The following is a 24,552-nucleotide window of genomic DNA, read 5'->3' as shown; positions in this document are numbered from 1 at the left end:
GGTCCCCTAATGCAATCTGGGCGTCGCGCCCTGGCCTTTGTCGTCGATGACGAGGCCGCGGTAGAAACGGTCGAGCGTGAAGGGCGCGTTGAATTCGTGCGGCTCGTCCTTGGCGATGGTGTGGGCAAAGCACCAGCCGGAGGCGGGCGTCGCCTTGAAGCCGCCGTAGCACCAGCCGCAATTGAGATACATGCCCGGCAGCGGGCCGGTGGTGATGATCGGCGAGCCGTCCATCGTCATGTCGCACAGCCCGCCCCAGGAGCGCAGCATGCGTACCCGTGCCAGGCCAGGGAACAGCGCCACCATCTCGCTCATCACCTCGTCGACGATCGGCAGGCTGCCGCGCTGAGCGTAGCTGTTGTAGCCGTCGAGGTCGCCGCCATAGACGAGGCCGCCCTTGTCGGACTGCGAGATGTAGAAGTGGCCCATGCCGAAGGTCAGGATCGTGTCGATGATCGGCTTCAGCGATTCCGAGACGAAGGCCTGCAGCACGTGGCTTTCGATCGGCATATGCGAAATGCCGGCGAGCTGCATGACGCGGCCGGTGCTGCCGGCAACCGCCAGCGCGACCTTCTTGGCGCGGATCTCGCCGCGCGTCGTCGAAACGCCGGTGATGCGGCCGCCGTCGCGCAGGAAGCCGGTAACCTCGCAATTCTCGATGATGTCGACGCCGCGCCGGTCGGCGCCGCGCGCATAGCCCCAAGCGACGGCGTCGTGACGGGCGCTGCCGGCGCGCCGCTGCATCAGCCCGCCAAGAACCGGGAAGCGCGCCGATCCGGAGATGTCCAGCGCCGGCACGAGCCGCTTGATCTGATCGACGCTCATCAGGTCGGCATCGACGCCGAGATGGCGCATGGCGTTGCCGCGCCTTGCGTAATCGTCGAGCTGGGCGGGCGTGTGCGCGAGGTTCAGACAGCCGCGCTGCGAGAACATGACGTTATAGTTGAGGTCGTGCGAAAGGTTCTCCCACAGCTTCATCGAATGTTCGTAGAAGCGGGTGTTCTGCGGCAGGAGATAGTTGGAGCGCACCGCCGTGGTGTTGCGGCCGACATTACCGGAACCCAGCCAGCCCTTTTCCAGCACCGCGACATTGGTGATGCCGTGTTCCTTGGCAAGGTAATAGGCGGTCGAAAGGCCGTGGCCGCCGCCGCCGATGACGATCACGTCATAGGAAGCCTTTGGGTCCGGCTTGCGCCAGGCGGGCTTCCAATCCTTGTTGCCCGTCAGCGCGTTCTTGAGCAGCGAAAAGGCTGAATATTCCGCCATTCTTCCTATCGTCCTTATGATGCGAGGCGGCAGACTATAGAGCAGGCGGGAAGCGCAAAGCCAAGATTGCGCCATCGCTTTTCGACAGGCCGACTCTTGCCGGCATGATCGGGACGGCTTGCCGCCTGATAGGCCGGTCTTTATCAAGGGCGGGAATTTCGAGGATATTTCGGCCGCGAGTCGCCAACAAACTCATGTTCCTGCGCCTGCTACGCCTGATTCTGGTCGTCATAGTCGCTGCCTTCGGGCAGCCGGCGCTCGAGGCGTCGGCGCAGGCGATCGGCCATGGCTCGTCGCAGCTCATCGCCGACCAGACCAAGGTCATCCAGGACCTGACGACCAAGACCGACGGGCTGGAGAAGAAACTCAGCGACCCCGACGAGGACGATGCCGGACTGGTCGACGTCCGGCTGCAGCTCGAGGATATTTCGCGGGCGGCGCTGACCAGCGCGCTGGCATTCCGGCCGCGCCTCAACGACATCAACAACCGCATCGAAGTGCTTGGCGCGCCGCCGGCGCAGGGGCAGCCTCCCGAGCCGGTGATCGTCAGCAACGAGCGCGGCGCGCTTGCCTCGGAGAAGGCCGAGATCAACGCGGTCGTCGCCAGCGCGCAAAACCTGTCGATCCGCGTCAACGGGCTGGTCGACAAGATCGCGGTCATGCGCAGCGAGCTTTTCCGCAACGTCATCACCAAGCATTATGATCTGACCGAAGCGCTGAGCCCGCAGGCCTTTTCCGACGCGCATGAGCAGTTCACGGGCCTCTACAAGGCGGTGTCGTCCTGGCTGAGCTTCGCGCTCAAGTTCAAGTTCCAGGCAATTCTTGCCGCGACGTTCATGGCGCTGGTGCTTGCGGCGGTGCTTTTCATCGGCGGCAGGCGCCTGTTCGGCCGCATCTTCGAGGCCGATCCCACCGTTGAAGAGCCATCCTATCTCAGCCGGCTTTCCGTCGCCTTCTGGTCGACATTGCTGCCGACCGCGGCGCTTGGCGCCTTCTTCGCCTCGGCCGTGTTCTTCTTCAACTACTACACCGTTCTGCGTGGCGATATCGGGACGTTCCTCAACGCCTTGCTGACCGTGATCGGCACGGTGTTCTGCGTCAACCGGCTGACCAATGCGGCGCTCGAGCCGCGGTTGCCCAACTGGCGGCTGATCCCGGTCGCGACCGGTCCGGCGCGCTGGCTCGTCGGCCTGGCAACGGCGATGGCAATCGTATTGGGCTTCAACTACTTCCTGTCGGTCGTCAACGAGAAGATGGGGTCGCCGCTGTCACTGACGATTGCGAGGAGCTTCGTCGCCACCATCATCGTCGGCGTCATCCTGATCCTGATGGGGTTGCTGCGCCCGTTCAGGGCGGCCGACGGTTCATGGCGTCCCTGGCCGGCCTGGCTTCGTTTCATCGCCATCGGGCTCGGCCTGTTCACCATTGCCGCGGCGCTGCTCGGCTATATCGGTCTAGCGCTTTTCGTTTCGTTCCAGGTCGTGGTCACCGGCACCGCGCTGGTGACGGCCTATATCGGCTTCCTGTCGGCGCGCGCGATCGGCGAGGAGGGCGGCTTCGCCGACACTTCGGTCGGGCGCTGGCTTTCGACAAATTCCAGCTACGAGGATACCGCACTCGACCAGCTCGGCCTGGTGGTCAGCATCGCCATCAACCTGATGATCGTGCTGGTGTTCCTGCCGCTGATCCTTCTGATGTGGGGTTTTCAGCCCGGCGACATCGAGGCCTGGGCCTATAAGCTTGCGACCGGTGTCACCATCGGCTCGGTAACGATCTCTTTCCTCGGCATCCTCAGCGGTATCGTCGTCTTCATCATCGGCTATTTCCTGACACGCTGGTTCCAGGGTTGGCTGGATGGCTCGGTGATGGCGCGCGGCAAGGTCGATGCCGGCGTGCGCAACTCGATCCGCCTCGGCGTCGGCTATGCCGGCGTCGCGGTTGCCGGTCTTGTCGGCATCTCGGCTGCAGGCATCGATCTTTCCAACTTGGCGCTGGTTGCCGGCGCGCTTTCGCTGGGTATCGGCTTCGGCCTGCAGAACGTCGTGTCGAATTTCGTTTCGGGCCTCATCCTGCTTGCCGAGCGGCCGTTCAAGGTCGGCGACTGGATCGTCGCCGGCGACGTCAGCGGCACGGTCAGGAAGATCAGCGTGCGCGCCACCGAGATCGAGACCTTCCAGCGGCAGTCGGTGATCCTACCCAACTCGAACCTCATCAACAATGCCGTCGGCAACTGGACGCACCGCAACAAGCTCGGCCGCGTCGACATCAAGGTCGGCGTCGCCTATGGCAGCGACGTCAAGCGCGTCCATGCCTTGTTGGCCAACATCGCACGCGCCCATCCGATGGTGCTGAAGAATCCCGAGCCATTCGTTCTCTTCGCCAATTTCGGACTTGCCGCGCTCGAATTCGAAGTCCGCGTGTTCGTGGCCGACATCATGAACGGCAGCGTCGTGCAGAACGATATCCGCTTCGCCATCTCCGATATCTTCGAGGAAGAGCAGATCGAGATCCCATCGACACCGCGCGCCGTGGTCGAGAGCAGGAAGCACGAAGCTTGGCCGATCGACGACGACAAGATCGAGGCCGAATTCGCCGAGCGCCAGAGGCTGGAGGAGGAAGCCGCGGCCGAGCGGGAGCGGCTAGCCAAGATGAAACGGAAGGGGCGGAAGCCCGATCCCAGCTAAGGTGCATCGACATTCGGGTGAAACGCCGGAGCACGTTGCTCATCCGATGCCCCAAAACCGATTGTGGCATGAATGCGGCATTCAGTTGCGGTTCAGGTAACATCTCATATAAGCTTCGATGCAAAGGGCGAGAATGCCTTGCAAATTTGAACAGAGGCGGTGTGTGAACACCGGAATAGCAATGTGGAAGTCTGTCGTTGCCGCCATCGCTTTGCTGGCATTGGGCGGTTCGGCTTTCGCCGCCAGCGCGATCAACAAGGACGCTCAGACGCGGACCCTGGTCGTGACCGAAGGCGGCGCCAAGAGCGAGCTGACGCTCGGTGCCGGCGAGACGGTGGAGTTCTGCTCGAACGGCTGCTTCGTCACCTTGCCCAATGGTGACCTCGAAGCCCTGACCGGTTCCGAAACGGTCGAAATTTCGGGCGGCGCGGCCCGTATCAAGTAAGCCTCGCCACGAGTTGGCGTTGCAGGATTGGCAAAGGCCGGACCGATGTCCGGCCTTTTATCGTTCCCGGTAGGCGTCGCTTAACGATGACGCTGAAAAACCGGTATGACAATGCGCTGCAACCGGGCGTTTTAACGTTCGCTGCGTCATCTCCCGCTATATCCGAACCCGAGGACGCCGGCACATGGCGTGGGTTGAATTGGCGCGTGATCCTTTCCGAGATCGGAGTTTCGGGATCCTGCGCCTGATCGGGGCAGGACAATGGACGCGAGGTCGGACAGGAACGCAATTGCGCTTGCGGTCGATCTCGACGGGACGCTGATTGCAACCGATCTTCTGTGGGAAGGCCTGTTCATCCTCCTCAAGAAGAACCCGCTCTATCTCTTTCTGCTACCGCTCTGGCTGACCGGCGGCCCGGCGCGGCTGAAGCAGGAAATCGCCAGGCGCGTCGACATAGACCCGGCCTCGCTGCCTTACCGTCAGGACTTGCTTGACCGCTTGCGCGCCGAGCATCGGGAGGGCCGCGTGATCGTGCTGGCGACGGGAACGCCGCGCAAATTCGCCGAAGCGATCGCGGCGTATCTCGGCATTTTCGATCGCGTGCTGGCGACCGACGGCCCGCACAACATGACCTCGGGCCGCAAGTGCGCAGCGCTTGTCGCCGCCTATGGCGATGCCGGCTTCGACTATGCCGGCAACAGCCGCCACGACCTCAAGGTGTTCGACGCCGCGCGCAACGCGCTGGTCGTGGCGCCCGACCGCAGCGCTCGGCGCTGGCAGGCGGCGCATCAAGCCGAGGCCATGCCGGCGCCGAAGCCGACGCTTCGGACCTACGTCAAGATGCTGCGCATGCATCAGTGGCTGAAGAACGCGCTGATCGCCGTGCCGATGGTGCTGTCGCACGAATATTTCAATCCCAATATGATCTGGGAATGCCTGCTGGCGTTTTTGTCCTTCAGCGCCGTGGCGTCCGCTATCTACATCCTCAACGATTTCTTCGACCTGGCGCTCGACCGCAAGCATCCGACAAAGCGCAACCGGCCCTTCGCCAGCGGCGCCTTGTCGATCCCGTTCGGTCTCGGCGCGATTGCCGTGCTGCTCGCGATCGGCATCGCGGCGAGCCTCTTCCTTCCGATCCAATTCCTGGGCGTGCTTGCCGGCTACATGGCGGTCACCACCGCCTATTCGCTGTCTTTCAAGCGCATGCTTCTGGTCGATGTGCTGACGCTTGCCGGCCTCTACACGATCCGCGTGCTGGCGGGCGCGGCCGCCACCGGCGTCGACGTCTCCTTCTGGCTGCTCGCCTTCTCGATCTTCTTCTTCCTGTCGCTGGCGCTGGTGAAGCGCTTCGTCGAATTGCGCACCACGGCCATTCCGCCGGGCGAGCGCATCGCCGGTCGCGGCTACCGCACCGAAGACCAGGAAATCGTCGCCCAGGCCGGCATGGCTTCGGCCTTTTCCTCGGCGCTGGTGCTGGCGCTCTATATGGACAGCCCGGCGGTGCGCGAGCTCTATCCGCATCCCTGGCTGATATGGCCGCTGGCGCCGATCGTGCTCTACCTGACGATGCGCGTCTGGATCCTCGCCCGGCGCGACGAGATGCATGACGACCCGGTCGTCTTCATCATCCGGGACTGGCGCAGCCAGATCGTCGTCGCCATCGGCGCGGTCTTCCTCGTCGCCGGAGGCTGGTGATGGGGGACAGGCAGTTCGGCAGCTTTGGACGGGCGACCCCGCCGGCGCGCGGGGCGATTGCGGCGGATGAGGCGATCGCCTTGCTGAAGCGCGGCGAGGCGAAAACCGGATCGCTGCTCGGCTACGGCAATGGCCGTTCCTATGGCGACAGCTGCCAGAATGCTGCCGGCGCCGTGGTCGACATGCGGCCGCTCAGCCGCATCCGTTCCTTCAACGCCGAGACCGGTTTGCTCGAAGCGGATGCCGGCACGCTGCTTTGCGACATCATCGCGCACGCCGCGCCCTACGGCTTCTTTCCGGCTGTGGTCCCAGGCACGCAGTTCGTGACGCTGGCCGGCGCCATCGCCAATGACGTGCACGGCAAGAACCATCATCGGCGCGGCACTTTTGGTTGCCATGTCGAGGCTTTCACGCTGCTGAGATCCGATGGACGCATCCATCAGTGCTCGCAGACCGAGAACGCTCAATTGTTCAGGGCGACCATCGGCGGCATGGGCCTGACCGGGCTGATCCTGTCGGCCTCGATCAAGCTGATGCGGGTGCCATCGCTCGACATAATGGAAAAGGCGACGCGGTTTCGCGATCTCTCAGAATTCTTCGATCTTGCCGAGGCCGCCGACCAGGCCAACGAATATGCCGTCGCCTGGATCGACCAGCTTGCCGGCGGGCATGGGCGCGGGCGCGGCGTTTTGTTCACCGGCAATCATGCCGAGCGCGGCTCGCACGCCGCCGCGAATGCCGGCAGCCAGCTTTCCGTGCCCGTGCAGCCGCCGTTCAATGTGCTGAACCGGCCGTTCCTCACGGTCTTCAACGCGGCCTACCGCTGGAAAAAGGGCAAATCTCCGGTTCCGCGCCAGGCGGGCTATCAGGGCTTCTTCTTTCCACTCGACGGCGTCCGCGACTGGAACCGGCTCTACGGGCCGCGCGGGCTTTTCCAGCACCAGAGCGTGGTGCCGGAGGCCAACGCCCGACACACCGTGCCGGCGTTGCTCGAAGCGGCGCGGCGGGCAGGGCAGGGATCGTTCCTTACGGTGCTGAAGCGCTTCGGCAATGTCCGCTCGCCGGCGCTGCTGTCGTTTCCGCGGCCCGGCTACACGCTGACGCTCGATTTCCCGAACCGGGGCGAAAGGACGTTGCGGCTGCTTGCCGAACTCGACCGCATCACGGTCGGGGCCGGCGGGGCGGTCAACCCCTACAAGGACGCCCGGATGGGGCCTGAGACTTTCGCCGCGTCGTTCCCGCAATGGCAGCGGCTGGAGGCGCTTCGCGATCCGGCTTTCCTGTCGAGCTTCTGGGCGCGGACGGCCATGAAACTGGATATCGGACAAGGGAGTGCCGAAGCCGCGGAATAGATAAAGATTGAATAAATCACGGTAAACGAAGCGTTAAACCTCGATTTGCTCAAACATCATCGTGGCTTCATGAAATATTTGCAGGTTTGTAATAGGACCGCTCAAGGGGCGGGGTGGCAACAATGAAATACATAATCTTCATTCTCTTCACAGTCATGACCAATGCGGCGGCACAGCTGATGCTGAAGCAGGGCATGATGTCGATGGGGCCGATCTCCTTCGAAGGCGTCAATCCGCTCGTCAAGCTGCTGCAGATCGTATTCAGCCCCTGGGTGTTCCTCGGCCTGTGCACCTTCGTCATCTCGATGGCCTCGCATCTTTATGTGCTGTCCAAGGTCGAGCTCAGCTTCGCCTATCCGTTCCTCAGCCTGGCTTATGTCGCCGTGGCGATCTTTGCCTATTTCGTCTTCCGCGAGGATCTCAATGGCTGGCGCATCGCCGGCATCGCCTGCATCTGCGTCGGCACGGTCCTCATCGCGCAAAGCGGGCGCGGACATGAAGAGCAGACCGCCTCCATCACTCCCGACAAGATCGGCACAAGCGAGATCGTTCGATGAGACATGTGATTTTCGGCGGTGACGGCTTCGTCGGCCGTCACCTTGCCCCCAAGCTCGTGGCCGATGGCGAGAACGTCGTCGTCGCCGACATCGTCAAGAGCGACCTGCCGCATTACCGCTCGGTGCGCTTCATCACATGCGACGTGACCGATCCCGCCTCGGCCGCGAAGGTCGGGCTCAAACCCGACGACATGGTCTACAATCTGTCGGCCAAGATGCTGTCGCCGATCCAGGTGCGCGCCAAGCGGCATGATTTCTTCTTCCCGGTGAATTTCCACGGCACAGAGAACATCATCCAGGCGATGGACAAGGCCGGCGCGCAGAGGCTTGTCCACTACACGACCGACATGATCTACGGCCACACGGTGGTGCTGCCGATGACCGAGGACCATCCGGTCTCGCCGCTCGGCGAATATGGGCTGTCGAAGCTGAAGACCGAAGAACTCGCCGCCGAATGGCGCAAGCGCGGCATGTCGATCTCGCTGTTCAGGCCGCGCCTGATCATCGGCCCCGGCCGGCTCGGCATCCTCGAAAAACTGTTCAAGCTGATCGACTGGAATCTGCCGGTGCCGATGATCGGCTCGGGCAGGAATCCGTATCAGTTCATCTCGGTGTTCGACTGCGCGGAGGCCGCCCGCGCGGCATGGAAGGCCGGCGTGCCGAACGAGGCCTACAATCTCGGCTCGCTCAATCCGCCGCCGGTGAAGAAACTGCTGGGCGAGCTGATCCGCCATGCCGGCTCGAAGTCGATCCTGCTGCCGACGCCGGGCTGGGCGGTCAAGCGCACGCTCGACCTGCTCGATCTGTTGAACATGCCAATCATGGATCCGGAGCAGTATCTGATCGCCGACGAGGAATGCGTGCTCGACGTGTCCAAGGCCGAGCGCCAGCTCGGCTGGGTGCCGCAATATCGCGACGAGGACATGCTGATCGCCGCCTATAGCGAATACCGCGCCAAGAAGGACGGCCACGCCGTCGCTACCGAACACGTGCCTGCCGAATAAGGCGACGAAGGGGAGATTTTTCAGATGACCGTCATGGCCAAGCCGGAACACACGGGCGCGCGCACGCTGGTCGATGCGCCGGCGCTGTCACCCGCTTCCATCGCCAAGCCCGACCTGATCAGCGTCGAGCAGGCAAAGGCGATGGACGTCGCCCGCATCACCGACCTGTTCAAGGCGCATCTCAACCCTGGACAGCTGCATTTCATGAAGCTGCTCGGCTTCCACAAGGTCAAGATCGAGCGCGCCGAAGGGATGTTCTATATCGACCAGAACGGCCGCAAGATCCTCGACTTCTTCGGCGGTTTCGGCTCGCTGGCTTTCGGCCACAACCATCCGCGCATCCTGGACGCCCGCAAGAAATTCCAGGAGGAGAAGCGCCAGGAGATCGCCATCGCCTTCATGTCGCAATATGCGGCCGCACTTGCCCACAACATCGCCAAATGCTCGCCCGGCGACCTCGACATGGTGTTTTTGGGCTCCTCCGGCTCGGAAGCCATGGAAGCGGCGGTGAAACTCGCCGAGCGCGCCGCCGGCCCGAAGCGGCCGAAGATCGTCTATGCGGAAAATTCCTTCCACGGCAAGACGAAGGGCGTGCTGGCGATCACCGACGGCCAGCTCTATCGCGCCGACTTCAAGGTGGCCGACAATGTCGTGCGGGTGCCTTTCGCCGACATCGACGCCGTCGAGCGCCTGTTCAAGAGTGATCCGGAGATCGGCGTCATCGTGCTGGAAACCATCCAGGGTGGCGGCGGCATCATCCAGGCGCCGAGCGAATACTGGCAGAAGCTGCGCGCGCTTTGCGACCAGCATGGTGTGCTGTGGGTGGCTGACGAGGTGCAGTGCGGCTATGGCCGCTCGGGCCGCTTCTATGCCTTCGAGCACTATGGCGTGGTGCCGGATGTGACGGCGCTGGCGAAATCGCTCGGCGCCGGCAAGGCGGCGGTCGGCGCCATGATCGCCAAACGCGAAGTCTATATGAAGGCCTATGGCACGCCGAAGACGGCGATGATCCACGCCATGGCGACCTTCGGCGGCATGGGCGAGGCCTGCGTCACCGCGATCGAGGGCATCAACGTGCTCTATGACGAAGGGCTGATCGACAACGCCGCCTCGACGGGCGACTACCTTCTGCAGCGCCTGCAGGCGCTGAAGGAGAAATACCCGAAGATCATCAAGGACGTGCGCGGCAAGGGCTTCATGATCGGGCTCGAGTTCCACGATTTCTCGCAGACCTTACCGATGGTGCTCAGACCGGTGGTGAGTGTGCTCGACGACAAGCTGAAGGGCTCGCTGTCGGGCTTCGTCGGTTCGCTGCTTCTGCGCGACTACGACATGCTCGTCGCGTTCACCGAATACAATCGCAACGTCATCCGGCTCGAGCCGCCGCTGATCTGCCAGCGCGAGCATGTCGACCGCTTCGTCGATGCCTTCGACAGCCTGTTGTCACGCGGCATCGTGGCGATCGTGAAGGATTTCGTGAAAAGCCAGGTCGGTAAATAACGGATGCTGACCAGGCCGTCCGCTCCGACCAATCCGCTGGAACGGTTGACCGGCGTCGGCCTGGCGTGGGGCGAGGGGACTTACGCGACATGGGCCGCTTCGATCGGGGCGATTGCGTTTTCGCTCTACATCCTGCTGACCGCCGCGACCGCCTGGTTCATGCCCGATGCCAACTGGGACATGCTGCCTTATCTGGCGATCGCCGAGGAAGGCAGCCATCCCGATCCGCAGGCCCTGCATGACTATGCCTACGGCACCGTCAAGGCCGGCGTGTCGGCTGCCGACTACAAGACATTGACCGACGATGGCGGCGGCTTCCGCAGCCACATGACGGAGAATGCAGCCGACTTCCACTCGCTGCTCGGCATGTACCGCATCAAATTCCTCTATGCCGAGATCCTGTCCAGCCTCAGCCATGTCGTCTCGCCGGTCGAGGCGATGCGGCTGGTGCAGGTGTTTTCCGTGCTTCTGTTCGGCGCCATCACGCTGGCCTGGTTGCGCGCGGAAGGCGCGCTGGCGCTGGCGCCGGTGGTCGGCGCTATCCTGATCATGGCCGATTTCGGCGACGCGGCGCGGGCCTCGACGCCGGATCTGCTGTGCTCGGCATTGTTCCTCGGCGGTCTCTTTGCCTATGTGCGCAAACGCGAGGCGGCGACGGCGGTCCTGCTCTTCCTCGCCTTCATGGCCAGGCCCGACAACATCGTCTTCCTCGCCATTTTCGCGGTGCTGCTCGTCGCGTTCCGCGAGCGAGCGTGGGGCGCGCTGGCCGGCTTTGCCGCCTCCTTCGTCGCCTATTTCGCCATCTCGCACTGGGCGCAGCATCCAGGCTGGTGGCCGCATCTGTGGTTTTCCAGCATCGAGCAGCACTACAACATGGATGGGTTCGAGCCGCCGTTTTCGGTGGCGGCTTATCTCAAGGCCTTTGCCGCTTCGGTCGTGCGCGCTGTCACCGTCAACAGCTGGGTCGGCGTATCGGTGCTGGCGCTGGCTGGCTGGTTCGGCTTGAGCCGTGTCGGCTTCCGGCTCGACCGCCGCGCCGGCATCCTGCTTGCGGCGCTGGTGCTCGGCGTGCTGGCGAAGTTCACCGTCTTCCCGATCCACGACACCCGCATCTACTTCCCCAACCTTCTGCCGCCCTTCCTGCTGCTCGCCGCGCCGCTGACGGCGCTGTGGGCAGCGGCAAGCCAGGGCGGGCATCACACGGCGCCGCAGGCCATTCCCGGAGACAAGTCATGAGCTCGCTGTCCAGCTTCGCGCGCATTCTCCTGTCGCTCGGCCTGCCTGCGGGCCTGCTCGATCGCGGGCCGGCGCTGCACGGCACGAAATTTCTTGCCAAGGCGGCGCTCAAGGCGCGCTTCGGCGGCCGGCCGTTCCAGATGGTCAATGTCGGCGCCTGCGACGGCGCGCTGTTCGACGACGTCACGCCATGGCTGCACAGCATCCGCGGCGCGCGCGCCATGCTGGTCGAGCCGATCCCCTATAACCAGAAGCGGCTGCGGGCCAATTATCCAGATGCGACGCGCTTCGTCATCGAGCCGGTGGCCGTCACGAAAACCAAGGGCACGATCACCGTCCATACGTTCGATGCCGCCGCGCTCGAGGCCGGCACGCTGCCGATCGAGTTCATCGGCTGCTCGTCGGTCACCGACACCAATCTGATGTCGGGCAAGAATGCCTGGGGCGAGGCGGACGCCAATTTCAACAAGTTCGCGCCGCATCTGAAGGACATCGAGGTGCCGTCGGAAACCTTGCAGACGCTGCTCGACCGCAACGGCATCAGCCATATCGACGCTTTCCTCGTCGACTGCGAGGGCGCCGACTGGATGGTGTTCGAGCAGCTCGATCTGCAACGCTACCGTCCCGGCATGATCAAGATCGAGGTCGGCGCGCTGCCCGCCGCCGAGATCGGCCAGGTCGTGGTCAAGCTCAAGACCGCCGGCTACCAGGTCGGCTTCCAGGCCGAGGACATCTGGGCCTTCGCCTGAGTTAATTCATGCTCGGCCTAGGGGTCGCGGCGCACCTGCGGCGTGTCGCAAACAGGCGGTAGCCCGAACCGCGTCCTCTGCATATTGTGCGCCATTCGAAGGGCGCGCAAACGCGCCCGTCTATCCCTTTGGAGTCGCGGGCAATGGCAGAGTTTCCGAAAAAGGCGAAGGTCGTCATCGTCGGCCTGGGCGGTATCGTCGGCGCATCGGTCGCCCATCACCTGATCGAACGCGGCTGGGACGACATTGTCGGCATCGACAAGTCGGGCATCCCGACCGATATCGGCTCGACGGCGCATGCCTCGGACTTTTGCTACACGACCAGCCACGATTTCCTGTCCTGCTGGACGACGCTCTATTCCATCGATTTCTATGAGAAGATGGGCCATTACGCGCGCGTCGGCGGTCTCGAAGTGGCGCGCGTCGGCGACGCTGCCCGCATGGACGAGATCAAGCGCAAGATCGCCTCGGCGAAATCCTTCGGCACCCGTGCGCGGCTGATCGAGCCGGCCGAGATCAAGGAAAAGTTCCCGCTGATCGAGGAGCATCTGGTGCAGGGGGGACTGTGGGATCCTGATGCCGGCCTCGTCATCCCGCGTTCGCAGACGGTGGCGGGCAAACTGGTCGACCAGGGTGTCGCCGCCGGAAAGCTGCAGGCCTTCGCCAACACCTCCGCCAAGTCGCTGGTCGTCGAAAACGGCCGCATCAAGGGCGTGGTGACCGAGCGCGGGACGATCGAGGCCGACTATGTAGTCGTCTGCACCGGCATCTGGGGTCGTTTGACCGCAGCACTTGTCGGCGAAGACCTGCCGGTCATGCCGATCGACCATCCGCTGACCTTCTTCGGCCCCTACAACGAGTTTGCCGGCACCGGCAAGGAGATCGGCTGGCCGCTGCTGCGCGACCAGGGCAACTCGGCCTATATGCGCGATACCGGCGATCCCAAGACCGCCGAGGGCGGCCAGATCGAATGGGGCTATTACGAGGAGAACAATCCGCGCCTGTGCCACCCGCGCGACCTCCTCGAAAAGGACCAGGCGCGGCTGTCGCCGTCGCAGCGCGACCTCGACATGGAGCAGATCATGGCGCCGCTGGAGCGCGCCATGGAGCTGACGCCGATCCTCGGCGAGCTCGGCTACAATGAAGGCCATTCCTTCAACGGCCTGCTGCAGGTGACGACCGATGGCGGCCCGTCGATGGGCGAAAGCCAGAAGGTGAGGGGCCTATGGTACGCCGTCGCCATCTGGGTCAAGGACGGCCCGGGCATGGGCAAGCTGATTGCCGACTGGATGACCGACGGCCGCACCTCGATCGACCATCACGCCATCGATTATTCGCGCTTCTATCCGCACCAGACGCAGGAACAGTTCATCTGGGATCGCTGCACCGAAACGGCGATGAAGGTCTACAATCCGGCCGTCCATCCGCGCGAGCCATTCTCCAAGGGCCGCAACATCCGTCGCTCGCCGTTCTGGGAGCGCGAAAAGGAACTCGGCGGCTATTTCATGGAGCTGGGCGGCTGGGAACGCGCCCACGGCTACGCCGCCAACGAGCATTTGCTGGAGAAGTATGGCAACCGGGTTCCGGTGCGCGAGAACGAATGGGATAACCGCCATTTCTGGCGCGTCTCCAATGCCGAGCACCTGGCGATGAGCGAGGATTGCGGCATCGTCAACCTGTCGCATTTCTCGATGTATGACGTCGAGGGCCCCGACCATGTCGAGCTGCTGGAATGGCTGTGCGCGGCCAAGATCGGCGGCGACAACAATATCGGCAAGGGCATCTACACCCACTTCCTCGACGAGGAAGGCATGGTGCGCGCCGACTTCACCGTGATCCGGATGGCCGATCGCTGCCGCGTGATCGACGGCGCCGATGCCGGTCCGCGCGACTTCCGCTACATGCAGCGCACCGCGCAGGACAAAGGCTTCGACGCGACCGTCACCGACGTGACGGAAAAATACGTCACCATCGGCATCTGGGGTCCGAATGCGCGCACGACCCTGCAGAAGGTCGTTGAGAATCCGGCCGGCCTTTCAGTCGAGAATTTCCCGTTCGCGGCAATCAAGCCGATCAAGATCGGCGGCAAGGACGTCACCGCCTTCCGCATCTCCTATGTCGGTGAGCAAGGCTGGGAACTGCATATGCGCTACGAGGACGGCCTGGCCGTCTGGGACGCGCTGCGCTCGACCGGCGTCATGCCGTTCGGCGTCGAGACCTATGCCAACACGCGCCGCATGGAAAAGAGCCTGCGGCTGCAGAACGCCGACCTCCTGACCGAATACAATCTGCTCGAAGCCGACCTCGCTCGGCCGAAGGTCAAGGAGAACGACTTCTGCGGCAAGGCCAAGCATGTGGAGTACCGCGCCCGCGAGCACCAGCCGGCGATGCTGTGCACGCTGGTGATGACCGAGAACAAGGACGCCAAGGGTGTCGCGCGCTATCCGGTCGGCACCATGCCGGTGCAGGATCCCGCGACCGGCGAGACGCTGGTCGACGAGCTCGGCCGCCGTTCCTTCACCACTTCGGTCGCCTACGGTCCGACCATCGGCAAGAACATCGCGCTTGCCTATCTGCCCCGGGCCTACGCCCAGGAGGGCCGCAAGCTCAATGTCGAATATTTTGGCGAGACCTATCCGGTCGAGGTCGCGGGTGTCGGCTACAAACCGCTCTACGACCCGGAGAACCTCAAGCCGAGGAGCTGAGATCGCGGACGTCGCGGAGCACCAATGCGAAAGCCCGGCTTCGGTCGGGCTTTTGCTTTTGTGCGGGCCGAGATTCTCGCGTAGCGTTGCGCCGGGCGGAGTGGGCAAGCTTGCAACGGTTCGGCTGGGACAGGAAGAACGACGCATTCGTCTTCACGATGAAGGGGAACATTCCCGTTCATGTCAGCTGGACTTTTGCCATTCCCGCCGCCCTGCCGTTCCTGCATGAGTGGTCGAGGCGCCCCCAGACCGCCCTGATCCACACCGCCATATTCGCCGCGCTCCTGTTCCTGTCGGTGTTTCTGCATGAACTTGCCCATGTCTGGGCCGCGCGACGGCGAGGCATCGGCACCCAACGGATAGACCTGTATCTCTTCGGCGGCATTGCCTGGTTCAAGCCCGGCGCAACCTCACCCTATGGCTGGGCATGGATTGCCTTCGCCGGGCCGTTGGTGAACATCATCCTGGTGGCGGCCTTTGCCGCTGCCTATTACCTTTTTGCCCGGCCCTTGTTGCCTGTCGATCCGGACGGTCTTTTCAGCTCGCCGCCTCCGAGACCGGACACGCTTCTTGCGTGGACGTGTTGGCTTGGCGCCTTGGTGAATGCGGTTCTGGCCATTCTCAACCTCCTTCCTGCCTATCCGCTCGATGGCGGGGCCATCGCGAGGCATCTGCTGGCGCCGCGCTTCGGCGCGGAGACCGCCGCGCGGATCGTCGGCTTCTGCGGTGTCTTGCTTTCGATCCTGCGTTTCGCGGTCATCGTGCCTGCCGCAATCGCCGGAATCCTGCTGTGGATTCCGCCTTCCTTCAGGCCGAACTGGCGAGCGTTTCGCGCTACCGGCAACAAGAAGCCTGTTCCGCAGCGTCCGGCTTGATGTCCAGAGGGCCAGCGGCTTATGTGGCCCGATCAGAAGCCTGCGAAAGCCGACGCCCCATGCGCATCCTGTCCGACGCCTTCATTCCCGAACTGCCCAATCGCTACAACGGCAAGGTACGCGAGAATTACAATCTGCCGGACGGGCGCCGCATCATCATCGCCACCGATCGTCTGAGCGCGTTCGACATCATCCTGGCCTCGATCCCGTTCAAGGGCGAGGTGCTCACCCAGACCGCGCGCTACTGGTTCGAGGAAACCGCCGACATCTGCCCCAACCATGTGCTGGAATATCCCGACCCCAATGTTGTCGTCGGCACGCGGCTCGACATGCTGCCGGTCGAGATGGTGGTGCGCGGCTATCTGGCGGGGACCACCAGCACCTCGATCCTGACCAAGTACCGGAAAGGCGAACGCAGTTTCTACGGATACAGCTTTCCCGATGGGCTGCGCGACAATGAAAAGCTGCCGCAAGCGATCATCACGCCGACCAGCAAGGCTGCCCATGGCGGCCATGACGAACCGCTGTCGGAAGCCGAGATCATCGACCAGGGGCTGCTCACGCGGGCGCAGTGGGACACGGTATCGCGCTATGCGCTGCAATTGTTCGCCCGGGGCCAGCAGCGCGCCGCCGAGCGCGGCCTGATCCTGGCCGACACCAAATATGAATTCGGCACCGCGCCGGACGGCACCATCGTGCTGGCGGACGAAATCCATACGCCCGACAGCAGCCGTTATTGGATCGCGGCGAGCTACGACGAGGCGTTCGAAAGCGGCGGGCGGCCGCAGAGTTTCGACAAGGATTTCGTTCGCTCCTGGGTGTCGGCGCGATGCGACCCCTACAAGGACCCGATCCCGCCAATTCCCGACGAGATCGTCAACCAGGCCTCGACGGTCTATATCCAGGCCTATGAAGCGATCACCGGCGCGAAATTCGTGCCCGACCTTTCCGGCGATACCGTGCTGGAACGTATCCGCTCAAATCTGGCGCGGTATTTTTGAGGTTCTGCGCCGGCGGACATCCGATGCCCGGGAATTGCCGGCTTTTGCGCGCGGCGGTTTTCGCTTAACCTTCCCCCATGTCTGCTTATGCCAGCGCAAGGCATATCGTCTGGGGAAGCGCCGTCCTGGCGCTGACGCTTGGGCTGACGTCGGCAGCGTCTCCCGCCGAACCCGTCGATGTCGAGCTGGTGCTGGCGGTCGATGTTTCGCTCTCCATGTCGCCGGCCGAGCTGGAAATCCAGCGCCACGGCTACGCGGCGGCGCTGACGCATGACAATGTGCTGAAGGCCGTCGCCGACGGCGCTTATGGCAAGATCGCCGTCACCTATGTCGAATGGGCCGGCACGACCTGGCAGCGTGTCATCGTGCCGTGGACGCTGATCGCCAACCGCGCCGACGCCGAGGGGTTCGTCGCGCAGCTCGACGCGCGCCCGCCGGACAGCGCCCGGCGCACCTCGATCTCCGGTGCGCTGACCTTCGGCAGCGACCTCTTCGCCGAAAGCGGTTTTCAAGGCACCAAGCGCGTCATCGACGTTTCCGGCGACGGGCCCAACAACCAGGGCGCGCCCGTCAACCTCACGCGCGATGAGGTGGTCAGGCAAGGCATCACCATCAACGGGCTGCCGCTGATGACGCGGGGCGGGATCGGCGGCGCTTTCGACGTCGACAATCTCGACCGCTATTACAGCGACTGCGTGATCGGCGGACCGGGCGCCTTCATGATCCCGGTCAATGACTGGACGCAGTTTCCCGAGGCGATCCGGCGAAAGCTGGTGCTCGAGCTAGCCGGCCCCGCTTCGCCGCAATGGGCGGCGGAAGAGGCCGCGCATGTGCCGGTCGTGCTTGCCGACGACAAGCCTGCCACCGACTGCCTCGCCGGCGAGAAGATGTGGCGCAACCGCGGCTGGGGGCTGGATACCCACTGAAAGCAGTTTCAGGCGAGGGCGCTCCTGATCATGCGCTCCAGCGCGTCGGCCATGCGGGGCATGGAGGCTACCTCGCCGGCATCCGTGGGCACCCTGCCGGGCGTCTTGTTGGCGTCCATCAGATAGGTCTTGCCGTCGTGGACCGCGAAATCGAACTTGCCGTAGTCGAAGCCCAGCTCCTTGCGCCGTTCACGAAGATCATCGGGGACCGGACAGGGCTCGCCGCGAAAAACGCCCGCGCCCTTCACAATGCGGTCATGGGAGACAAAGCGGCCGCAGAAATCGTAGTCGCCGCAAAACAGCCAATAGCGCAGGGCAAAGCCGTCCGGCACGATCTCGGGGAGGAATCGTTCGACCAGAAGATCAGGGTCGCTGAAGACTTCGGGTGGCACCTCGCAGACTCGGTCGAAGACCCGGTATTCCTTCATCACCCTGGCATTGGGGAAGGGCAGAGGACGCCTGGCCCGCGCGGCGCGATGGTTGAGGCGGCTCTCCGGCAGCCCGCCGCAATTCAGAACGCCCTTGACGATGACGGGACCTTCCCAGCCATCGTGCGGAGCCACCCTTGCCATGCTGACGCGCGATTTTGAAATGTCGGTCACACCGATATTGAGGCAAAGCGGAAAGCTGAGCCCATAGTCGACGTATGCCCTGTCGACGATCGTGGAGTCGACGTGGAGGACCGCGGCGTCTCCGGCAAATCTGGTCGAGACACCCTGGGCGATGGTCCAGGAATGGCCCCGCCGACGCAAATCCTCAAGGATCGCGTGGAGCATGTAGCTGCTTTCGGCTCGCCGAAACAGCTTCCGCTCGAGCAATCGATCGTGCTCGTGCGTGATCACCACTATGTGCGCCACCCTGGCCCCCCGGCCATCTTCCGTTTGAGCAGGTGATAATATACAGGGCTGCCCCTGGGGAAGTGCGATGCACTACAAAAAGGGGTGAGGGGCATGTCCGATCTGTGGGCAAATCTTTTTCGTACATGGGATCTCATCGGCGCGCCGTTACGCCCGCATTCCGATGTGGTGGCGGTCATGAAACGCGAGCTTCGGACCGATGGCGCGGACATGGCGCTGCTCGGCGTCACGCCGGAGTTCGCCAGGCTCGGCAAGTCGCTCATCGCCGTCGATGCCAATCCGAACATGATCGGTGCACTGTGGATCGGCGACGACGCCAGCCGCAAGGCGGTGGTCGGCAACTGGCTCGACCTGCCGCTGGCGGACCGGAGCGTCGATGCGATCGTCGGTGACGGTTGCCTTTCCGCCGTCATTACCGAAGCTCAGCGCCTCAGATGTCTGGAAGAGATGGCTCGCGTGCTGAAGCCGGGCGGCCGAGCCGCCATCCGGCTGTTCGCAAGGCCAAAAAAGGTGGAGCCGCTCGGCGCCATAAAAGCCGATGCCCTGGCCGGCAGGATAAAGGCGCTGGCCGAAATCGTGCTCCGCACGGCACTGTCGTTACCGGCTGCCGCGCCCGACTACGGGCTGAAGATGTCGGCGGTTCTCGACGGCATCAACGAGATGTTCGGCGACCGGACCGAACTGATGGCGGCGGGCGGATGGCAGCCGGGAGCCTTTGCCTTCATCGACCTCTATCAAGGCTCCGACACGATCTGCTGCTGGCTGAACGAGGACATCCACGTGGCGGAGGCTTCACGTTATTTTGAAGATGTCCGCCTGGTTGCCAGCGGTGGCTATCCGGTCGCCGAGCGCTGCCCTATCCTTGTCGTAAGCGCGCCGCGAGACTGATACGCGAACGCCGGATGCGCCGGCGCAACGCCCGGGGATTGGACCATCGTCCAGTGCGGCTTCTGCTTCATTGACAAGCCTTTTGGCGTCTGTGAGACAATTTGGGCTCACCAAAAAAAGGGGAACCACAATGAACAGGACCACCATTTTCGCGGCGGCGCTGACGGCGGCTGCCGTGCTCGGCGCGCCGGCGATGGCTGCAACGTCGCTCACCATCGGCATCAGCGGCTGGACCGGCTTTGCGCCGCTGACTCTCGCCAAGCAGGCTGGGCTTTTCGAAAAGCACGGGCTCGACGTCACGCTGAAGAAAGTGCCGCAGGCGAGCCGTCCACTGGCCATAGCCAGCGGCGACCTGCAATGCGCGGCGACCACGGTCGAGACCTGGATGGTGTGGAACGCCAGCGGCGTCACCACCAAGCAGATCTTCCAGCTCGACAAGTCCTATGGCGCCGACGGCATCGTCGTGCGCAACGACATCAAGACCGTTGCCGACCTGAAGGGCAAGAATGTCGCCTCGTCGGCGCCTGGAACGTCGCCCTATTTCCTGCTCGCCTGGGTGCTCAACAAGAACGGCATGTCGACCAAGGACGTCACCGTCGTCAATTTGGAGCCGGATGCGGCGGCACAGGCCTTCCTGGCCGGCCAGAACGATGCCGCCGTGACCTATGAGCCGTTCATTTCGGCGGTCCGCGACAAAGCCGACCAGGGTCACATCCTGGCGACCACGCTCGACTACCCGATGGTGCTGGATACCGTCGGCTGCACGCCGGACTTCCTCAAGGCCAACCCCGACGCGGCCAAGGCACTCGCCGACAGCTATTTCGACGCGCTCGACCTGATCAAGAAGGATCCGCAGAAATCCTATGAGATCATGGGCGCCGACGTGAAGCAGTCGGCCAAGGAGTTCGAGGATTCGGCCAAGTACCTGAAATGGGCCGACAGGGAAGAGAACAAGCAGTTCTTCACCAAGGAATTCCAGGATTTCTCCAAGACCGCTGCGGACCTTTTGCTGCAGATGGGGCTGATCAAGGAAGCGCCGGATGTGACGACGCTTGCCGACCCCAGCGCGGTGGCCAACTGATCGCGCATCACCCGATCGGCGGCACAAGGCCGCCGATTCCTTCTCGCTAAAGCGCGTCGCGATCCTTCAGATACGCTCCTCGCTTTGATTTTACGCATGTCTTTACCCGAAACCGGTTTCCACTTTCGGGAGACATGCTTTGAGGACAGGGCCTGATGCTGCGTCCCTTGCATCCCGTTCGACCGGGCACGCGAACCGTGCTCGGCATCCTCTTCTTCGTGCTGTTCGTGGTGTTCTGGGCATGGATCACGCTCGGCGGCCATGTGAACCGGATCTTCCTCGCCGATCCGCTGTCGATGCTGAAGGACGGCTGGCGGCTGCTCACCGAAGATCGATTCTGGCTCGACATATTGATCACCATCTGGCGCGTCTTTGGCGGCTTCGCGCTCGCCTCGATCGTAGCGGTGCCGATCGGCATCGCCATGGGCGCCTGGAAGCCGGTCGAAGCCTTCCTCGAACCGTTCGTGTCCTTTGCGCGCTACCTGCCGGCATCGGCCTTCATCCCGCTGCTCATCCTGTGGGCGGGCATCGGTGAATTCGAAAAGCTGCTCGTGATCTTCGTCGGCTCGGTGTTCCAGATCATCCTGATCGTGGCGGTGAAAGTCGGCAGCACCAGGCGCGACCTTGTCGAAGCTGCCTATACGCTAGGGGCGACCGACAACGGTATCGTCAAGCGCGTCATCATGCCGGCCAACGCGCCGGAGATCGCCGAAACGCTGCGGCTGGTGCTCGGCTGGGCCTGGACCTATGTGATCGTCGCCGAACTGATCGGCTCGTCGTCAGGCATCGGCTACATGATCATCAACAGCCAGTCGCGGCTGGCAACGGGGCAGATCATCTTCGGCATCATCGTCATCGGGCTGATCGGGCTTCTGTCCGACTTCGCCTTCAAGGCGCTCAACCGCTGGCTCTATCCATGGAGCCTGGCATGAGCAAGCTTCTGATCGAAGGCGTTTCGCGGACCTTCGCCGGGGTCGGCGGAGGCCAGCCGGTGCAGGCGCTGCAGCCCGTAGATCTTGCCGTCGCGGCCAATGATTTCATCACCATTCTCGGCCCGTCCGGCTGCGGCAAGTCGACATTGCTCAGGATCGTCGCGGGACTGGAGGCGCCGAGCACAGGTCGCGTGGTGCTGGACGGCAAGGCGGTCACCAGGCCTGGACCGGACCGCGGCATGGTGTTCCAATCCTATACCTTGTTTCCCTGGCTGACGGTTGCCGAAAACATCGGCTTCGGCCTGCGTGAACGCAGCATGCCAGAGCGGGAGCGTACCGAGGTCGTCGCTTCCTACATCGATCTCGTTGGTCTCAAGGGTTTCGAGAACCATTGGCCGAAGCAGCTGTCGGGCGGCATGCAGCAGCGCACGGCAATCGCCCGCGCATTGGCCAACGACCCAGCTATCCTGCTGCTCGACGAACCGTTTGGCGCGCTGGACAATCAGACGCGCGGGCTGATGCAGGAACTGCTGCTCGGCATCTGGGAGCGGCGCAAGAAGACGGTGCTGTTCGTCACCCACGACATCGAAGAGGCGATCTTCATGGCGTCGCGGGTGATCGTGATGAGCGCTCGGCCCGGCCGTATCAAGTCCGACGTTCCGGTCGACCTGCCGCATCCGCGCCACTATACGCTGAAGACCAGCGCGGAATTCTCGGCGCTCAAGGCGCAGCTCACCGAAGACATCCGCATCGAGGCGATGCGGACGGCGCAGACGCAGTCCGCTTAGACTTCGTTTCTGCCTGCTTAAGCCGCCAGCAATTGCTTGCGGTCGACGCGCTCCTGCTGCGGCGAGCGGGCATAGAGCTCGCGATAGCATTTGGAGAAATGCGAGGCGGAGACGAAGCCGCAGGCGACCGCCACCTCGACCACGGGCATCGACGACTGGATGAGCAGGTGCCGGGCCCGGTCGAGCCGGATCTCCAGATAGTAGCGGGCGGGCGACCGGCCCATCTCGGTACGGAACAGGCGCTCGATCTGCCGGCGGGAAAGATCGACATGGTCGGCGATCTCTATCAGCGACAGCGGCTCGGAAAGGTTCGCTTCCATCAGCTCGATGATGGTGAGCACCTTGGAGTTCTGGACGCCGAGGCGGGCGCGTAGCGGCAGGCGCTGGCGGTCGGTCGGGCTGCGCACGCGGTCGGTCAGCACCTGCTCGCAGACGCGGTTGACGAGGCTCTCGTCAAAATCGTCGCCGATCAGCTTCAGCATCATGTCGAGCGCGGCGGTGCCGCCGGCGCAGGTGTAGACGTTCTGATCGACCTCGAAGAGGTCGGCAAAGACATTGGCTTTCGGGAAGGCCTCGGAGAAGCCCGGCAGGTTCTCCCAATGGATGGCGCAGCGCTTGTTGGACAACAGGCCGGCGGCGGCCAGGATATGCGCGCCGGTGCACAGGCCGCCCACTGCGACGCCGCGGTTATACTCCTCGCGCAGCCAGGCGAAGGCCGACTTGTTGTGGTAGCGCTCGACATTGATGCCGCTGCAGACGATCGCCATGTTCGGCCTGTCCGGCCCGGCCATCTTCTTGCGCTCTTCCTCCAGCGAGGTGTTGACGGCGCATTCGACGCCGTTCGAGGCGCGCACCGGCTTGCCGTCGATGCTGGCTAGGCGCCACCGGTAGGCCTCGTAGCCCAGCATCCGGTTTGCCGAACGCAGCGGGTCGAGCGCCGTCGCGAAGGCGATCATGGTGAAATCAGGGACGAGGAAGAACACAAACGATCTCGTGATCGGATGCTTTACGGCATTCACGGGGAAACCTCACGCAGCCATGACGCGAACAGGATGTCGCGAACAGCATAGCGTCATCAGGAAAAACCATTCCTGTCAATCGGGTAGGCGGCTAAGTGAAGATTATATTTGCGACACGGGTCGCAAATGGGCAATGCGTGCAACCGCAGCGCGTCACTGCACCGACGGTAAGTGGCAACAGCCAAATGAAAACGCCGCCTCGGCAAGCCGGGCGGCGTCGAATTCAGTATGCCGGATCGTCTTAGGCGACAAAGCCGAGGCGGGCAGCGGCCACGGCGCCGGTCTGGCCGGGCATGGTCTTGGCGAGGCGCTGACGCTCCAAAGCAGTCGTCAGGTTCATTTCACGGCGGGCGAACAGGCGGGCAAAGAGCTTCATCATCATCTCCATTTGGTTGCTCAGACGGGTCGCCTTCGCTTAAGGAGTGGGGCAGCTCGTTTTTGCTGACGCTGATATAGGTTCGCTTCAGTAAAAACTAAATCGCAAAAACGAAGCGCTTGATATGAAAAGCGACATGATTTGCGACGTTTTTGAGCGGGCTGCCTAAAATTTCCTATTATTTACAGTGCTTTAATTTGCAAATTAACCCGTTATGCGGGTGGTTCATATGCGTCATGCAGCGGCCGCATGGCTGGGAAAGTCGTTTGAGTGCAAACAAAAAAGGCCCAAAACAAGCAAAAGGCCTGCCGAGCTGACGCGGCAGGCCTTCAGAACTCCATACACACGTGATTACTTTGCTCCGGCCCAGCTTCCGACGCCGAGGCGCAGGCCGCTCTTGGCATCGGCGGCTTCCGGCCAGCCGATATCCTTCTGCAGTTCGATCGGCAGCGCGTGGATGGCGCGTTCGGTCTGGTAGCGTGCGCGGGCCGCGCTGAATTCGGTCGCGAGCCGACCGATGGACGACAGGATGGACATTTTCTTTCTCCTCTAGCGGGCAGGGAGGCGCCCGGCATTGCGTTAGATCAGGTCTGTTTCAGCTTCATTTCATGTCGAT

At 63.2% G+C, this 24,552-nt stretch carries 22 protein-coding genes; 17 read left to right on the top strand and 5 right to left on the bottom strand.

What is annotated here, in order from left to right; all coding sequences use genetic code 11:
- Positions 1–6: 6 nt before the first annotated feature.
- Complete coding sequence (locus KVT37_RS01990; protein ID WP_217569094.1) at positions 7–1,266, bottom strand: sarcosine oxidase subunit beta; 1,260 nt, start codon at positions 1,264–1,266, stop codon at positions 7–9.
- Positions 1,267–1,460: 194 nt separating this feature from the next.
- On the opposite strand from KVT37_RS01990, the gene KVT37_RS01985 reads away from it, so the two are divergent.
- The 13 genes from KVT37_RS01985 (at position 1,461) to KVT37_RS01925 (ending at position 17,995) form a co-directional block, all read left to right on the top strand.
- Positions 1,461–3,950 carry a mechanosensitive ion channel family protein gene (locus KVT37_RS01985; protein ID WP_217569092.1) on the top strand — a complete coding sequence of 830 codons (2,490 nt, stop codon included), beginning with the start codon at positions 1,461–1,463 and terminating at the stop codon, positions 3,948–3,950.
- A gap of 181 nt (positions 3,951–4,131) precedes the next feature.
- Positions 4,132–4,395 carry a hypothetical protein gene (locus KVT37_RS01980; protein ID WP_217569090.1) on the top strand — a complete coding sequence of 88 codons (264 nt, stop codon included), beginning with the start codon at positions 4,132–4,134 and terminating at the stop codon, positions 4,393–4,395.
- A 261-nt stretch (positions 4,396–4,656) separates the two neighbouring features.
- Positions 4,657–6,090, top strand: a complete 1,434-nt coding sequence (locus tag KVT37_RS01975) for a UbiA family prenyltransferase (RefSeq protein WP_217569088.1) — start codon at positions 4,657–4,659, stop codon at positions 6,088–6,090.
- The gene (locus tag KVT37_RS01970) at positions 6,090–7,442 is read left to right on the top strand and encodes an FAD-binding oxidoreductase (protein WP_217569086.1); all 1,353 of its coding nucleotides are present in this window, start codon (positions 6,090–6,092) and stop codon (positions 7,440–7,442) included. Before KVT37_RS01975 ends, KVT37_RS01970 begins: the two co-directional genes overlap by 1 nt.
- A 122-nt stretch (positions 7,443–7,564) precedes the next feature.
- Positions 7,565–7,999, top strand: a complete 435-nt coding sequence (locus KVT37_RS01965; protein ID WP_217569084.1) for an EamA family transporter — start codon at positions 7,565–7,567, stop codon at positions 7,997–7,999.
- Positions 7,996–9,003 carry an NAD(P)-dependent oxidoreductase gene (locus tag KVT37_RS01960; protein ID WP_217569080.1) on the top strand — a complete coding sequence of 336 codons (1,008 nt, stop codon included), beginning with the start codon at positions 7,996–7,998 and terminating at the stop codon, positions 9,001–9,003. Before KVT37_RS01965 ends, KVT37_RS01960 begins: the two co-directional genes overlap by 4 nt.
- A 33-nt stretch (positions 9,004–9,036) precedes the next feature.
- Entirely contained in the window at positions 9,037–10,503 is a 1,467-nt protein-coding gene (locus tag KVT37_RS01955) for an aspartate aminotransferase family protein (RefSeq protein ID WP_217569893.1), read from the top strand.
- Between the two features lie 3 nt (positions 10,504–10,506).
- On the top strand, positions 10,507–11,739 hold the full coding sequence (locus KVT37_RS01950) for a hypothetical protein (protein WP_217569078.1): 1,233 nt from the start codon (positions 10,507–10,509) through the stop codon (positions 11,737–11,739).
- The gene (locus tag KVT37_RS01945; RefSeq protein WP_217569076.1) at positions 11,736–12,488 is read left to right on the top strand and encodes an FkbM family methyltransferase; all 753 of its coding nucleotides are present in this window, start codon (positions 11,736–11,738) and stop codon (positions 12,486–12,488) included. The genes KVT37_RS01950 and KVT37_RS01945 overlap by 4 nt, the downstream gene beginning before the upstream one ends.
- Before the next feature lie 143 nt (positions 12,489–12,631).
- Positions 12,632–15,193: an FAD-dependent oxidoreductase gene (locus KVT37_RS01940; RefSeq protein ID WP_217569074.1), complete on the top strand. Its 2,562-nt coding sequence runs from the start codon at positions 12,632–12,634 to the stop codon at positions 15,191–15,193.
- A 110-nt stretch (positions 15,194–15,303) separates the two neighbouring features.
- The gene (locus KVT37_RS01935; RefSeq protein WP_217569072.1) at positions 15,304–16,068 is read left to right on the top strand and encodes a site-2 protease family protein; all 765 of its coding nucleotides are present in this window, start codon (positions 15,304–15,306) and stop codon (positions 16,066–16,068) included.
- Positions 16,069–16,127: 59 nt separating this feature from the next.
- Positions 16,128–17,069: a phosphoribosylaminoimidazolesuccinocarboxamide synthase gene (locus tag KVT37_RS01930; RefSeq protein WP_217569070.1), complete on the top strand. Its 942-nt coding sequence runs from the start codon at positions 16,128–16,130 to the stop codon at positions 17,067–17,069.
- Positions 17,070–17,146: 77 nt separating this feature from the next.
- Positions 17,147–17,995, top strand: coding sequence for a DUF1194 domain-containing protein (locus KVT37_RS01925; RefSeq protein ID WP_217569068.1), 849 nt, complete (start codon positions 17,147–17,149; stop codon positions 17,993–17,995).
- A gap of 8 nt (positions 17,996–18,003) precedes the next feature.
- On the opposite strand, the gene KVT37_RS01920 is transcribed toward KVT37_RS01925, so the two are convergent.
- Positions 18,004–18,852, bottom strand: a complete 849-nt coding sequence (locus tag KVT37_RS01920; RefSeq protein WP_308642538.1) for a hypothetical protein — start codon at positions 18,850–18,852, stop codon at positions 18,004–18,006.
- 210 nt (positions 18,853–19,062) lie between these two features.
- Here KVT37_RS01920 and KVT37_RS01915 point away from each other — a divergent pair, with 210 nt between their 5' ends.
- The 4 genes from KVT37_RS01915 to KVT37_RS01900 all read left to right on the top strand — a co-directional run bounded on the left by KVT37_RS01915 (position 19,063) and on the right by KVT37_RS01900 (position 22,541).
- Complete coding sequence (locus KVT37_RS01915; protein ID WP_217569066.1) at positions 19,063–19,740, top strand: class I SAM-dependent methyltransferase; 678 nt, start codon at positions 19,063–19,065, stop codon at positions 19,738–19,740.
- Between the two features lie 130 nt (positions 19,741–19,870).
- Entirely contained in the window at positions 19,871–20,821 is a 951-nt protein-coding gene (locus KVT37_RS01910) for an ABC transporter substrate-binding protein (protein WP_217569064.1), read from the top strand.
- Between the two features lie 158 nt (positions 20,822–20,979).
- On the top strand, positions 20,980–21,753 hold the full coding sequence (locus tag KVT37_RS01905) for an ABC transporter permease (protein ID WP_217569889.1): 774 nt from the start codon (positions 20,980–20,982) through the stop codon (positions 21,751–21,753).
- A complete protein-coding gene (locus tag KVT37_RS01900; protein WP_217569062.1) occupies positions 21,750–22,541 on the top strand; it encodes an ABC transporter ATP-binding protein in 792 nt (263 codons plus the stop codon). Before KVT37_RS01905 ends, KVT37_RS01900 begins: the two co-directional genes overlap by 4 nt.
- A gap of 17 nt (positions 22,542–22,558) precedes the next feature.
- Here KVT37_RS01900 and KVT37_RS01895 read toward each other — a convergent pair whose 3' ends face one another.
- From KVT37_RS01895 to KVT37_RS01885, 3 genes are all read right to left on the bottom strand, one after another.
- On the bottom strand, positions 22,559–23,497 hold the full coding sequence (locus KVT37_RS01895; protein ID WP_254633786.1) for a GlxA family transcriptional regulator: 939 nt from the start codon (positions 23,495–23,497) through the stop codon (positions 22,559–22,561).
- Between the two features lie 304 nt (positions 23,498–23,801).
- Positions 23,802–23,948 carry a hypothetical protein gene (locus KVT37_RS01890; RefSeq protein ID WP_167509393.1) on the bottom strand — a complete coding sequence of 49 codons (147 nt, stop codon included), beginning with the start codon at positions 23,946–23,948 and terminating at the stop codon, positions 23,802–23,804.
- A gap of 339 nt (positions 23,949–24,287) precedes the next feature.
- Positions 24,288–24,473: a hypothetical protein gene (locus KVT37_RS01885; protein ID WP_217569058.1), complete on the bottom strand. Its 186-nt coding sequence runs from the start codon at positions 24,471–24,473 to the stop codon at positions 24,288–24,290.
- Positions 24,474–24,552 lie beyond the last annotated feature (79 nt).

The sequence above is a fragment of the Mesorhizobium sp. GbtcB19 genome (genome assembly GCF_019091085.1).
Classification (GTDB): Bacteria; Pseudomonadota; Alphaproteobacteria; order Rhizobiales; family Rhizobiaceae; genus Mesorhizobium.
The sequence above is the reverse complement of the archived record's forward strand: the minus strand, read 5'-3'. Positions and strand labels throughout refer to the sequence as shown.

What these genes read in the sequence shown, in the direction of transcription:
- KVT37_RS01985 (WP_217569092.1), top strand. Translation starts at nt 1,461, where the DNA reads ATGTTCCTGCGCCTGCTACGCCTGATTCTGGTCGTCATAGTCGCTGCC.
- KVT37_RS01940 (WP_217569074.1), top strand. Translation starts at nt 12,632, where the DNA reads ATGGCAGAGTTTCCGAAAAAGGCGAAGGTCGTCATCGTCGGCCTGGGC.
- KVT37_RS01915 (WP_217569066.1), top strand. Translation starts at nt 19,063, where the DNA reads ATGGCGCTGCTCGGCGTCACGCCGGAGTTCGCCAGGCTCGGCAAGTCG.
- KVT37_RS01960 (WP_217569080.1), top strand. Translation starts at nt 7,996, where the DNA reads ATGAGACATGTGATTTTCGGCGGTGACGGCTTCGTCGGCCGTCACCTT.
- KVT37_RS01885 (WP_217569058.1), bottom strand. Translation starts at nt 24,473, where the DNA reads ATGTCCATCCTGTCGTCCATCGGTCGGCTCGCGACCGAATTCAGCGCG.
- KVT37_RS01945 (WP_217569076.1), top strand. Translation starts at nt 11,736, where the DNA reads ATGAGCTCGCTGTCCAGCTTCGCGCGCATTCTCCTGTCGCTCGGCCTG.
- KVT37_RS01930 (WP_217569070.1), top strand. Translation starts at nt 16,128, where the DNA reads ATGCGCATCCTGTCCGACGCCTTCATTCCCGAACTGCCCAATCGCTAC.
- KVT37_RS01990 (WP_217569094.1), bottom strand. Translation starts at nt 1,266, where the DNA reads ATGGCGGAATATTCAGCCTTTTCGCTGCTCAAGAACGCGCTGACGGGC.
- KVT37_RS01975 (WP_217569088.1), top strand. Translation starts at nt 4,657, where the DNA reads ATGGACGCGAGGTCGGACAGGAACGCAATTGCGCTTGCGGTCGATCTC.
- KVT37_RS01980 (WP_217569090.1), top strand. Translation starts at nt 4,132, where the DNA reads ATGTGGAAGTCTGTCGTTGCCGCCATCGCTTTGCTGGCATTGGGCGGT.
- KVT37_RS01950 (WP_217569078.1), top strand. Translation starts at nt 10,507, where the DNA reads ATGCTGACCAGGCCGTCCGCTCCGACCAATCCGCTGGAACGGTTGACC.
- KVT37_RS01925 (WP_217569068.1), top strand. Translation starts at nt 17,147, where the DNA reads ATGTCTGCTTATGCCAGCGCAAGGCATATCGTCTGGGGAAGCGCCGTC.
- KVT37_RS01965 (WP_217569084.1), top strand. Translation starts at nt 7,565, where the DNA reads ATGAAATACATAATCTTCATTCTCTTCACAGTCATGACCAATGCGGCG.
- KVT37_RS01955 (WP_217569893.1), top strand. Translation starts at nt 9,037, where the DNA reads ATGGCCAAGCCGGAACACACGGGCGCGCGCACGCTGGTCGATGCGCCG.
- KVT37_RS01895 (WP_254633786.1), bottom strand. Translation starts at nt 23,497, where the DNA reads ATGATCGCCTTCGCGACGGCGCTCGACCCGCTGCGTTCGGCAAACCGG.
- KVT37_RS01890 (WP_167509393.1), bottom strand. Translation starts at nt 23,948, where the DNA reads ATGGAGATGATGATGAAGCTCTTTGCCCGCCTGTTCGCCCGCCGTGAA.
- KVT37_RS01910 (WP_217569064.1), top strand. Translation starts at nt 19,871, where the DNA reads ATGAACAGGACCACCATTTTCGCGGCGGCGCTGACGGCGGCTGCCGTG.
- KVT37_RS01970 (WP_217569086.1), top strand. Translation starts at nt 6,090, where the DNA reads ATGGGGGACAGGCAGTTCGGCAGCTTTGGACGGGCGACCCCGCCGGCG.
- KVT37_RS01900 (WP_217569062.1), top strand. Translation starts at nt 21,750, where the DNA reads ATGAGCAAGCTTCTGATCGAAGGCGTTTCGCGGACCTTCGCCGGGGTC.